At 32.9% G+C, this 12,644-nt stretch carries 11 protein-coding genes; 6 read left to right on the forward strand and 5 right to left on the reverse strand.

All coding sequences use genetic code 11. The features are described from left to right. Positions 1-14: 14 nt before the first annotated feature. Together ric and BD847_RS01735 are read left to right on the forward strand one after the other, a co-directional pair. Positions 15-746 carry an iron-sulfur cluster repair di-iron protein gene (gene ric, locus BD847_RS01730; RefSeq protein WP_115886541.1) on the forward strand — a complete coding sequence of 244 codons (732 nt, stop codon included), beginning with the start codon at positions 15-17 and terminating at the stop codon, positions 744-746. Positions 747-927: 181 nt separating this feature from the next. Further along, positions 928-2,157 carry a hypothetical protein gene (locus BD847_RS01735; RefSeq protein WP_115886542.1) on the forward strand — a complete coding sequence of 410 codons (1,230 nt, stop codon included), beginning with the start codon at positions 928-930 and terminating at the stop codon, positions 2,155-2,157. Positions 2,158-2,509: 352 nt separating this feature from the next. Here the strand turns inward: BD847_RS01735 and BD847_RS01740 are convergent, their stop codons facing one another. Genes BD847_RS01740 through nirK form a run of 3 tightly spaced genes read right to left on the reverse strand, consistent with a single transcriptional unit; the run spans position 2,510 to position 5,318 of the window. Next, positions 2,510-3,118 carry an SCO family protein gene (locus tag BD847_RS01740; RefSeq protein WP_115886543.1) on the reverse strand — a complete coding sequence of 203 codons (609 nt, stop codon included), beginning with the start codon at positions 3,116-3,118 and terminating at the stop codon, positions 2,510-2,512. Between the two features lie 6 nt (positions 3,119-3,124). After that, positions 3,125-3,913, reverse strand: a complete 789-nt coding sequence (locus BD847_RS01745) for a formylglycine-generating enzyme family protein (protein WP_115886544.1) — start codon at positions 3,911-3,913, stop codon at positions 3,125-3,127. 16 nt (positions 3,914-3,929) lie between these two features. Further along, positions 3,930-5,318, reverse strand: coding sequence for a copper-containing nitrite reductase (nirK, locus tag BD847_RS01750; RefSeq protein ID WP_394336441.1), 1,389 nt, complete (start codon positions 5,316-5,318; stop codon positions 3,930-3,932). A 323-nt stretch (positions 5,319-5,641) separates the two neighbouring features. Between nirK and BD847_RS01755 the strand changes: the two genes are divergently transcribed. Then, positions 5,642-6,901 (forward strand): aminotransferase class I/II-fold pyridoxal phosphate-dependent enzyme, encoded by a 1,260-nt coding sequence (locus BD847_RS01755; RefSeq protein WP_115886546.1) that lies wholly within the window; start codon positions 5,642-5,644, stop codon positions 6,899-6,901. A 124-nt stretch (positions 6,902-7,025) separates the two neighbouring features. Then, positions 7,026-7,508 carry a hypothetical protein gene (locus BD847_RS01760; RefSeq protein WP_115886547.1) on the forward strand — a complete coding sequence of 161 codons (483 nt, stop codon included), beginning with the start codon at positions 7,026-7,028 and terminating at the stop codon, positions 7,506-7,508. 98 nt (positions 7,509-7,606) lie between these two features. Here BD847_RS01760 and BD847_RS01765 read toward each other — a convergent pair whose 3' ends face one another. Together BD847_RS01765 and BD847_RS01770 are read right to left on the reverse strand one after the other, a co-directional pair. Next, complete coding sequence (locus BD847_RS01765; RefSeq protein WP_115886548.1) at positions 7,607-8,725, reverse strand: GTP cyclohydrolase; 1,119 nt, start codon at positions 8,723-8,725, stop codon at positions 7,607-7,609. 47 nt (positions 8,726-8,772) lie between these two features. Further along, complete coding sequence (locus tag BD847_RS01770; RefSeq protein WP_115886549.1) at positions 8,773-9,741, reverse strand: transporter; 969 nt, start codon at positions 9,739-9,741, stop codon at positions 8,773-8,775. 124 nt (positions 9,742-9,865) lie between these two features. Here BD847_RS01770 and BD847_RS01775 point away from each other — a divergent pair, with 124 nt between their 5' ends. Further along, positions 9,866-10,153, forward strand: coding sequence for a DUF4834 family protein (locus tag BD847_RS01775; RefSeq protein WP_115886550.1), 288 nt, complete (start codon positions 9,866-9,868; stop codon positions 10,151-10,153). A gap of 49 nt (positions 10,154-10,202) precedes the next feature. Then, positions 10,203-12,641 (forward strand): YfhO family protein, encoded by a 2,439-nt coding sequence (locus tag BD847_RS01780; protein WP_115886551.1) that lies wholly within the window; start codon positions 10,203-10,205, stop codon positions 12,639-12,641. The last annotated feature ends 3 nt before the right edge of the window (positions 12,642-12,644 follow it).

Consider the following 12,644-nt stretch of genomic DNA (forward strand, 5'->3'; position numbering starts at 1 on the left):
TAAAATTGATTATCATGGAAAATTTAAAAAACAAAACGATAGGATCATTTGTAGCTGAAGATTTTAGAACTGCTGCAGTTTTCTCTAAATATAAAATAGATTTTTGCTGCAAAGGAAACCGAACAGTAACAGAAGTTTGTGAAAAACAAAACATTAATGCGGATGCTTTATTAGAAAATGTTTTTGAAGTTTTAAAATCAGAAAACGGCGGAAATATTGATTTTAATTCATGGCCTTTGGATTTATTGGCAGATTATATCGAAAAAACACATCATCGTTATGTGCAGGAAAAAACAAATGTTTTGCTTCCTTTTTTAGATAAATTATGCAAAGTTCACGGTGCAAATCATCCGGAATTATTTAGAATTAATGAATTGTTTATTGGTTGTGCTGGTGAATTGTCACAGCATATGAAAAAAGAAGAATTGATTTTGTTTCCATTTGTAAAAAGAATGGTTAAAACCAAAGACACAGACGGAGTTTTACACAAACCTTCTTTCGGAACAGTTTCAAATCCGATTGCAATGATGATGCACGAACACGATAACGAAGGCGAACGCTTTAGAGAAATCGCTGCATTGACAGATAACTACAATCCGCCGGCAGATGCTTGTACAACATATAGAGTAACTTTTGCAATGCTGAAAGAATTTGAAGAAGATTTGCACAAACATATTCATTTGGAGAATAATATTTTATTTCCAAAAGCTGTTCTTCTTGAAAAAGACTTTGTTGAAGTAGAATAAAAGGTTAATTTTAATAGTGCAAAAACATCGGTAATAATCTTCTAAAATGATAATTATCGGTGTTTTTTATTTGAAGAAATGTTTTAAACCATATAAGTAATATAAGTTCATTTTAGCCAACTTACAATTTCTTATATTACTTATATGGTTTAATAATTTTATAGGTTTAAAAATTTACAATATGAATTCTCAAAAAGTCTGGATACTTTGCTGTTTTTTTAATTTTCTGATTGCCTGTGGTTTCGGATTATTAATGCGGTTTATGTATTTATTTCCTTTAGATTTTCTGAACTACAGTTTTCTGCTTCATGCACATTCGCATGTTGCTATGTTAGGCTGGGTTTATTTGATTGTTTATGTTTTGATTGTTCATTTTTTTATCCCGAAAGAAAAAAGTCAGAAACCCATTTATAACCGCTTATTTTGGCTGACGGAGTTTTCAATTTTAGGGATGATGATTGCTTTTCCAATTCAGGGATATGCTTTATTTTCTATTGTATTTTCAACACTGCATATTTTGCTGAGTTATGTTTTTTGCCGCTTGGTTTGGAAAGATTGTTCCAAAGATAAAACGCCTCAGCAAAGACTTTTATTGACATCAATTCTGTTTATGATTTTATCGACATTTGGCGTTTGGTGTCTCGGACCAGCGGTGAGTACATTAGGAAAACAAAGCGCTTTTTATCAAATTGCTATTCAGTTTTTCATTCATTTTCAGTTTAACGGCTGGTTTATATTGGCAATTTTGGCTCTGTTTTTAAAGCAATTTCAAGATAAAATAGATGAGGTAAAGTTTAAGAAATTCTACTTTGCACTAATTGTTTCTACACTTTTAACGCTTGTTTTTCCGGTGCGATGGTTTATCGAAAATGATATTTTGAGCTATATCAATATTGTGGGAGTCATAATTCAATTCGGAGCTTTTATTTATTTCTATAAAATGCTTCAACCGCAAATCAAGCTTTTCAAAAATACTTTAGATAAAACAACCAAAACAGTTTATAGTTTGGCTTTATGTTCTTTGTTTTTGAAAGTCGGAATTCAGTTGTTGACAATTTTTCCAAATCTGGCAGAAGTTTCCCATCAAATTCGAAATTTCGTAATTGGCTTTATTCATTTAACAACTTTGGGAATCATAACCGGATTTTTATTTGGAATTTTACTTCAGAATAAAATGCTTTCAGCCAATTCTTCAATATTGAAAATAGGAGTAAAGTGTTTTATTTTCGGATATATTGCAACAGAAGTTTTGTTGTTTTTGCAAGGCTGGTTTTTCTTTTTTGGAGAAGGAACGCTTTCTGGATATTTTCAAAGTATTTTGATATTGAGCATCCTTTTGGTTTTGGGATTGATTTTAATAATGATATCTGCGATAAATTCTCTTTCCTGCAAGGTTTCAAAAACCTTGTAGGTCTTAGTTTTAAAACATGTAGATACCTACAAGATTTTTGAAACCTTGCAGGAAGCCACATTTTTTTTCTAAATCATCGATTTAATACTAAATCATCGATTTAATAATAGAAGTCAGATTTAAATAAAAAACAAGAGCCGATCCATTCCTAAATCTACTCTTGTTTCATCACTAATCAACCTATTTATCTAATAAAATTTATTTTAACACATAGAGACATAGTTTTTGTAACCGCATAAAAGGCGTTTCACTTACATTAATACACATAGCTATGTGTTAAAATCTAGATTTTTTTTATTTATCTTTTTTTGAGTTTTTTAAATCTATGCTTCTATGTGTTAAAAAAAAACGTTTAAATTTTTGCTGCTTCCTGATTAATTGTCTCAATTGTTTTTTCGTTATTCACACCTAAACCTTCTTGTTGAAAAATCAATTCACCTTCCGGATTAAAAACACTTATAATGTTAGAATGAGAAAAGTCTATTGGAGAGATCTGTTTATAATTCACAGCTAAAACTGCAGCAAATTCTCTCGTGTTTTCTTCTGATGATCGAAGAAACATCCAGGGATCTTTATCCATTTGATTTGCGATTGCAAACGTTTTTAATCTTTCAGGCGTATCGGTTTTTGGATCAATGCTAACCAAAATAAGTTTTACATTTTGTTTGGTCTTTTTTTCCAGTTTCGATTCAATATCACGCATATCGGCAACTAATCTCGGGCAGGCCGCCTTGCAACTTGTGTAGATCATCACCATAACCAGAACATTTCCTCTAAGCGATTTTAGCTCGATATCTTTACCGTTTTGCGTTGTCCATTTCGAAGGCAGATTATAAATAGATAAATCACTGATTTCCTTTTTTGTTTCTGTTTTAACTTCTGCTTTAGCTTCTTTTTTATCTGCGTCTTTACAGCTGTTCAGTGCAAATAGAATTAGAAAAGCGATTACTATTTTTTCCATCATAAACTAATTTAAATTAGATTTAGGTTTTGTTGTGCTTGCACATCTAAAACCAAGATTTCGGGTAGAATATTGCGCTTTTAGACTGCCTCGGAAAGCGTAACGCATAAAAGCGGCATAATCCATTAAATCGGAAGCATTTACTGAACCGCTTCCGCAGAAGAGATTTTTATCAGTGCTTTTGTCTTTTCTGGATTCTCCTGATAAAAAAATACTGTTGAAGTCAGAAGTCCACTCCCAGACTAATCCGTGCATGTCATATACGCCCCAGTAATTTTTGAACGTTTTGCCAATTTCATTTTCATACGTTTTCGATTTCTCGTACCAGGATAAAATATATTCGTTGAATTCTTTTTTAGTTCTGGCGTCTATTTTTTTAGTGTCAGCCATTGCAACATATTCCCATTCATCCATAGTAGCCAGACGTTTCCCTTCGCATTCGCAGTATTTTTTGGCTGCAAACCACGAAACGCTTGTCACTGGCGATTTCGGATTGGCTTTTCCAAAATCATAGTCACTTGACCAATATGCTAAATAGCTTTTCTCGGCAAAAATTCCTTTTATTTTTGATTTACTGTAAGAAGGATTTTTTTTGACAAATTTTAAAAATTCACCATTTGTTATCGGGTAAACATCAATATAGAATGATTTTACGACAACTGGTTTTTTAGAAACGGAGCCATAAAGAGGGACAAAAGATCCCTCTTTTATGAGAACCATTCCAGTTTCCTGTGCTTTCATGACACTAGACACAGAGAAAAAGAGTATTGCAAGTATGAAAAGATATTTTTTCATGCTGAGAGTTTTGCGATTATCTTAACGCTTTTACCATTTCTGGTGTAATTTCTGTTTTGTTATTGCCCCAACTGCTATAAATATAAGTTAGAACATTTGCGATTTCATCATCAGATAAATTCTGAGCAGGCATCACGTTATTGTATTTTTTACCGTTCACACTTACTTCTCCAGTTAAACCGTGTAGAATTGTTTTAATCGCACGTTTAGAATCAGCATTCAAATAATCTGATTTTGCAAGAGGAGGGAATGTTCCTGGGATTCCTTGTCCTTCAGATTGATGACATGCAAAACAAGTTGTTCCAAAAATTTCTTTTCCAATTTTGACTTTTTCCTCAACGGTACGTTTAGGAACCACTGTTTTAGTAGCGTCAGTTCCCGGCATTTTCTGGATTGTTCCTCCTTCAGGCAAATAAATTCCTTCCTGAATTGTACCTGAATAGATGTTTTTATTTTCTTTTCCTTCAACTTTTAGCATTCCCAAAGCACCTTTATTAAATGCTCTGAAAATAGAGTGATCCACAAGAATAAAAGTTCCCGGAGTTTCTACTTTAAAATCTACAATAGCAGCGCCACCAGCAGGAATTAATGTTGTTTGAACATTTTTATTTATTGTACTTCCGCCTTCAATATGTACACTGTCGAAAATTTCTCCAATAACGTGGAAAGAAGAAACTAAGTTTGGTCCACCATTTCCAACAAATAAACGAACTGTTTCACCTACTTTTGCTGTTAATTCATTTCCATTTGTTAAGGCACCTACTTTTCCATTAAATACAACATAATCAGGAGTTTCTTTTACAGCTTTATTCATATCAAAGGGCTGTAAACCTTTTGCTCCATATTCGCCTTGAGTATAAAAATCGCCCTGCATTACATAGTATTCTTTGTCTACAGGAGGAAGCCCGCCTTCAGGTTCAACCAAAATTAATCCGTACATACCATTTGCGATGTGCATTCCCACTGGAGCAGTTGCACAGTGATAAACATATAGTCCAGGATTAATTACTTTAAAGCTGAAAACTTTTTCATGTCCAGGAGCTACAAGAGAAGAAGTTGCTCCACCACCAGGCCCTGTAACGGCATGTAAGTCAATATTATGAGGTAATTTGTTGTCAGGATGGTTTTTTAAGTGAAATTCTACTTCATCACCAACACGGGTTCTGATAAAACTTCCGGGAACAGAACCTCCAAATGTCCAATACGTATATTTAACACCATCGGTCATGGTGCCTTCTTGTTCTTTTATTTCCATGTTTAGTTTTAACTTCATCGCAGTTCTGTCTCCCACTGGTTTAGGCACATGAGGTGGTGATGTAAGCTCCGCATCCATTTCGCCTTCCGTCATAATGTCTGCGTAATCTTTAGCTTCTTCTTTTTTGCAGCTTCCTAAGATAAGAAGCATACAGAATGCACTTAAAAGAATATTTAAGGTACTTAGAATTTTGCTTTTCTTTTTCATAATTCATTGATTTTGTTTTGGTTGTATAGTTATTTTAAAGATAATTAATTTATTTATTCAAAAATAAAAGATAAATTTGTCCTTTATTATGATAAAAATCATGTTTACTGATAATTATCTAAAAAGAGTAAATGAAATAAAGTTAATTCTTGTTAAAAAAAATATGTGGAATATTTTTTAATAAAAATATATGACGAACTGCATTTTAGAAGAATAATGATTATTTTTGCTCGCTGATTAAATTAAAATTATTACTACACTATATTATGGTAAAAGATTTATTCGAAAGAATTCAGGACAATAAAGGACCTTTAGGAAAATGGGCTTCTCAGGCAGAAGGTTATTACGTTTTCCCAAAGTTAGAAGGAGAGTTGGGTCCTAGAATGACATTTCATGGAAAAAATATTTTAAACTGGAGTTTAAATGATTATTTAGGTTTAGCAAATCATCCAGAGGTTCGTAAAGCAGATACTGATGCAGCAATTCAGTTTGGTGCAGCTTATCCAATGGGCGCTCGTATGATGTCTGGCCACACTACGTACCACGAACAATTAGAAAATGAATTGGCTGCTTTTGTAATGAAAGAATCAGCTTATTTATTGAATTTTGGTTATCAGGGAATGGTTTCTATTATTGATGCCTTGGTAACAAAAAATGACATCATTGTTTATGATGTTGATTCACACGCTTGTATCATTGATGGTGTTCGTTTGCACATGGGTAAACGTTTTACATACAAACACAATGATCTTGAAAGTATGGAGAAAAACCTGCAGCGTGCTACTAAAATGGCCGAAGAAACAGGTGGAGGTATTTTATTTATTACCGAAGGTGTTTTTGGAATGCGCGGACAGCAAGGTAAACTGAAAGAGATTGTTGCAATGAAGCAAAAATACAATTTCCGTTTATTAGTTGATGATGCACACGGTTTTGGTACACTTGGAAAAACAGGTGCCGGAGCAGGTGAAGAGCAGGGAGTTCAGGATGATATCGATGTTTACTTCTCAACTTTTGCAAAATCTATGGCTAATATTGGTGCTTTCGTGGCAGCTGATAAATCGGTTATTGATTATTTGAAATACAACTTACGTTCTCAAATGTTTGCAAAAGCATTACCAATGATTCAGACAATTGGTTCATTGAAACGTTTAGAATTATTGCGTAATTCATCTTCAATTAAAGATAAACTTTGGGAAAACGTAAATGCATTGCAAAACGGTCTTAAAGAAAAAGGATTTAATATTGGAGATACAAATACCTGTATTACACCAGTTTACTTAGAGGGAAGTATTCCTGAAGCGATGGTAATGGTAAACGATTTAAGAGAAAACTACGGTATTTTCCTTTCTATTGTTGTTTATCCGGTTATCCCGAAAGGAATTATCCTTTTGAGAATGATTCCTACAGCTTCTCATACACTTGCTGATATTGAAGAAACATTAACTGCTTTCGAAGCAATTCGTGAGAAATTAGTTAACGGAACTTATAAAGAAATTGCTGAACGTACAACTGTTGACGTTTCGTAATCGAATATAAAAATAGATTCCCTTAAGTGGGAATTATGTAAAAAAATCCATTTGTTCTACGAATGGATTTTTTTTATTTGGGGTAACTTTAACTTCATAATCAACAAAATAAAAATATAGCGTTATGAAAAAAGTAGTAGCAATCGCCGCCCTTCTTCTAACAGTTCTTGTTTCCTGTAAAAAAGCAACTGATACCGAACCAATTCAAATTGAACCAAAAGCTCCAAAAGAAGCTGAAATCGTTGAACCCGCAGGAGATCAATGTTATGCTTCAAGAGCGGATGGAAATGTAATTGAAATGAGTTTTAATGTCAACTCTCATCAGGAAGTTAACGGAAAATTGAGTTACAATTTAAGTGGAAAAGACAAAAACGAAGGAACTCTGATAGGAAATATGAAAGGTGACACTTTAATTGCAGATTACACATTTACTTCAGAAGGAGTTTCATCAGTTAGGGAAGTTGCATTCCTTCAAAAAGACGGAACTTTAATCGAGGGATTTGGAGATGTAATTTCAACGAATGATAAGGTCACTTTTAAAGATAAATCAAAACTAAAATTTGACGCAAAAAATACTTTGACTAAAGTTGACTGTAAAGTAGAGTAAAGTACAGTTTTAGAAAATTAAAAAATCCATTCGTTTAGGGCGAATGGATTTTTTTTATTTTCAATCTGCGGATAACTGAGACTGAGACTGAAAACTAATTAAAGATTTTTCAAATACGTTTTTCTCTGACAGTGAATTTTCGGATCAAAGTTTTTCCATAATAAATGGATAGCATTATTTTCTAATAATTCAGGAGTTCGGATGCAATTTCTAATTCCTTTTTCTGAAAAAGTCTTATAATATTCGTCAAAAATTAATGCTGTAACACCTTTGTTTTGATAATCAGGATGAACTCCAATCAAATAAAAAACAACATCTTTACTGTGTTTTTTTGCTTTTAGTAATTGCAGAAAACCAAACGGAAATAATTTTCCTTTTATTTTTTGCAAAGCTTCTGTAAAACTTGGCATAACGATGCTGAAAGCCACTAAATTATCGTCTTTGTCAACGATAAACTTTATATATTCAGGATTGATAAAACTGATGTATTTCTTTTTAAAATATTCTTTCTGAACATCTGAAATTGCAACAAAAGAAGCTAGTTTTTCATAAGATTCATTAAACAAATCAAACATTTTGTCTACGTGAGGCATAATGTCTTTTGTTTTGGTAAAAGTCAGTGCTCTTACTTCGTAACGTTTTTTGATTAAAGCTACTGCCTTCTGAAAGAATTCCGGTTTAACATTAGAAAAAGGGAAAATACTTTCTATATATTGTTTTTCCACCTGAAATCCTAATTGCTCAAAATGAGTTACATAATACGGATGATTATACCAGGTAATCATTGTTCCAACCTGATCATAACCTTCAGTCAAAACACCAACTTTATCCAGATTTGAGAATCCCATTGGGCCTTCAGCATGTTCCAGATTGTGTTTTCTGCCTAATTCATATACTTTTTCAAGCAATGCTTTAGTTACTTCTATATCATCAATAACATCAAACCAGCCAAAACGTACTTTTCTTTTATGCTGATTGTTTACTTCGGCCCAGTTGATGATTGCTGTAATACGCCCAACCGCTTCGTTATTTTTATATGCGATATAGAAATAAGCTTCTGCATTATCAAAAGCCGGATTTTTAGTTTTATCAAAAGATTCAAGTTCGTCAGCAATAATAGGCGGAACCCAATACGGACTGTCCTTATACAGAGAAAATGGAAATTTGATATATTCGGTTAATTCTTTTTTAGTTTTGGCTTCTTTAATTGTAATCATTAGGCGTTATTGTAAGATTCTCGTTTTATGGAGACTTAGTTATAAATTTATTCGTATTTAGATTTTCGTTTTCTTTCTTTTTCCTGGTAATCTATTTCTTTTTTGTTTTCTGCATTCTTTTTTGCTTTTTCTTTATTTTTTGTGGCTATAACCTTGTCTTTGTACCATCCATCATAACGCCAGGAAACTCCAATTCCTCCATATAAAATAGAAGGTGTGTTTTTGAAATTTGTACTTATTGAAGCATCAACTTGCATATTGGAAGAAAGAAGATAAGCTGCTCCGCCACGTAAAATCGAATCGCTATAGAAATCGCTTTTATATACTTGATTTTCAATAAATCCAGACCAGTGGTCGTTGAATCCGTGCGTCAAAGTTAATACATATCCATAACTTGGATAATCAGTACCAATATAATCTGCAATAATATTGGTTACAAAAACCCAAGATCCTCCACCAAGGATGTTTTGCGTAATCAATGAAACTTTAGGAGAAATGGCGCCATCGGCAGAAAAATAATACGGATTATCTGCTCCAACAAAATTAGCTCCTGCGAAAACAGAAACAGCTGGAATTAATTCTCGCCACTGAAAATTACGATTGGCTTTATAGCTGTAAATGTTTACTTCTCTTTTATAATTTTTATAGGGATCGTAAATTAAATACTTAGCCCCTAAGACTGTTTGTCTGAAATTGTTTTTTTTGTAGTTAGTATAAGGACTTTCAAAATTTTCAGATTGGTACTGCATATCAAACACAAATTCCAATTGTTCCAGAAACGCTCCATATCGAAGCGTGAAATCTGTACCTATTCCACTTGCATCATAGTCCAATAAGTCATGTTTCTCTTTTATGCCATAAACTCCAAGTTCAGCCTGAATTACTGATTTTCCTACTGCGTAAGCAGACATCGTTTCACCTGGACGGTTGGAGTTGATCACATCTGTGTATTGAGCAAAGAAAAGTTGTGGTGATAAAAAAAGAGACGCAAAGAGTAAGTTTTTAATTTTCAACATACATGTATTTTTTGATTAAAAAGCTATAACGCATTTCAAATGTACTATATTTTATTATTTATTTAAGATTGATATTTTAATTTTAAACAGCGGATTTACTAATTTTGGCAAAAATTATATAGTTATGCAAGAAGCATCTTTTACAAATTTGTTTAAAACGATAATGTGGATCATTGCGTTTTATTATATTTTTAAATTTTTGGCTAGAATCTTTTTGCCAGTATTGGTAAAGAAAGCAGTTGAAAAAGCAGGTGAAAATTTTCAGAGACAGCAACAATATAGCCAGGATAATTCATGGCAAAGAACTCAAAATAAAAACAATGATGAAATAATCATCAATACTGCTAATGCCAAAAATCCACGCGAAACCAAAAAAGTCGGGGATTATGTTGATTACGAAGAAATAGATTAAGTTTGTATCCTGATAAAAAGGATTCATCATTTAACCAAACCAGCCTAAATTGAAAATAGTAAATAAGTTCTATCCGCACGCCCTTGTAGTATTGGGCTTTATTCTTGTTTCATTAATTTATTTTTATCCAGTTTTACAAGGAAAACAAATTTTCCAGTCGGATATTGCTCAATATACCGGAATGGCAAAGGAGCAAAATGATTTTCGTGCTGCTGAACATGCCGAGCCTTACTGGACCAATTCTGCTTTTGGCGGAATGCCAACATATCAGTTAGGAGCTAATTACCCATATGATTTTGTTGGTAAAATAGATGACGTTCTACGTTTTCTTCCTCGTCCGGCAGATTATTTGTTTCTATATTTCTTAGGATTTTATGGCTTGTTATTGGTTTTAAAAACAGATCCTTTAAAAGCTTTTATTGGTGCTATTGCTTTCGGTTTTTCAACTTATTTGATTATTATTTTGGGTGTTGGGCACAATGCAAAAGCGCATGCAATTGCTTATATGCCGCTGGTAATTGCAGGTTTTATACTTGTTTTTCAAAAAAAATATATTTGGGGAGGACTTCTCACCATGTTTGCGGTTGCATTAGAAATAAATGCAAACCACTTCCAAATGACCTATTACTTGTTGATTTTCTTATTGATACTTTCAGGTTATTTTGCTTTTAATTTTATCAAAGAAAAAGAATACAAGCCGCTTTTAATTTCAATTGGAACTTTGGCTATAGCCGGAATTTTTGCGCTTGGAGCTAATGCAGGAAATTTATTGGCAACCAGCGAATATGCAAAATACAGTATTAGAGATAAAAGTGAGTTGACTTTTAATCCTGACGGTACTAAAAATGAAACTACTGCGTCTATGACTACTGATTATATCACAGAATATAGTTATGGAATTGCAGAAAGTCTGAATTTAATTGCTCCAAGAATTTTTGGAGGTTCAAGTCATGAGAATGTAGGTACAGATAGTCGTATGTATTCTTTTATGATAGAACAGGGAGTTCCATCAGATCAGGCGGCAGATTTTGTTTCTGGTATGCCTACATATTGGGGAGATCAGCCAATTGTTTCGGCTCCTGCATATATTGGAGTTGTTGTTTTCTTTTTAGCTGTTTTAGCTTTATTTATAGATGAAAGAAAGATAAAATATGTTTTCCTTTCTGGAGCATTATTTACTTTGATGCTTTCCTGGGGAAAAAACTTCTCTTTATTGACTGATTTCTTCATTGAGTATGTGCCAATGTATGATAAGTTTAGAGCTGTATCGTCTATTCAGGTAATTTTGGAATTATGTATTCCGGTACTTGCTGTTATGGGATTGCAATCTTTTTTCAAAGCTAAAGATGAGCCTAAATTACAACAAAAAGCTTTAATTCAAACAGGAGTTTTTGGACTTGGAGTTCTATTGATTCTGGTTTTCGCAAAAGGCTTTTTCCATTTTACAGGAATGAGCGATAAATATTATTTAGAAAGTTACGGACCAGCTTTTGTTGATGCATTAAAGGAAGACAGAATGTCTTTATATTCTGCTGACTTGCTTCGTTCTGGTTTCTTTATTGTTGTTACTTTTGGTGTTCTGTGGTTGTTTATTAAAAACAAATTTTCTCAGACTACGGCATTAGTTATTGTAGCATTATTAATGATTTTCGACTTATTCTTTGTAGATAAAAAATACGTTTCAGCTAAGGATTTTGTTAGTCCGGTTCAGATCGCTGCACCATTTCAGGAAACACCTACTGATACAAAAATATTACAGGACACTTCGGTTTATCGTGTATTTGATCCGCAAGGACAATTACAGGGAAGATCTTCTTATTTTCATAAAACAATTGGTGGTTACAGTGCTGTGAGACCAAGAAGAATGCAACAGTTATATGATTATCAAATTGCTAAAAATAATCTGGAAATACTAAACATGTTGAATGTGAAGTATGTAATTCAAAGTGATTCTACAGGCGCACCTATTCCAACAATAAACCCAGATGCTAATGGAAATGCATGGTTTGTAAGCTCCGTAAAACTGGTTAATAAGCCTGATGATGTAATGAAAGCATTAAATAGTATTGATACTAAAAAAGTTGCAGTATTCAATGTTAGAGAGCATGAAGGTAAATTTAAAGATGCCAGAATGAAAAAAGCATGGGATACAACGGGAACTATTCAAGTAGTTACTTATAAACCTAATTACATTAAATATAAATCGGATAATAAGAAAGACGGTTTAGCAGTGTTCTCTGAAATGTACTATAAAAATGGATGGAACGCTTATATAGATGGTCAGTTAACAGATCATTTTCCTGTTGATTATGTTTTAAGAGCAATGGAAATTCCTGGCGGAAAACACACTATCGAATTTAAATTTGAACCTCAGGTTATCAAAACTGGTGGTACAATTACTTTAATAAGCTCAATTGGAATGTTATTACTTTTAGTTGGCGGGATTTATTTTGAGAATAAAAATTCTAAAAAGAAAAAAGAAGCATAATAA

Source organism: Flavobacterium cutihirudinis (genome assembly GCF_003385895.1).
GTDB classification, from domain to species: domain Bacteria; phylum Bacteroidota; class Bacteroidia; order Flavobacteriales; family Flavobacteriaceae; genus Flavobacterium; species Flavobacterium cutihirudinis.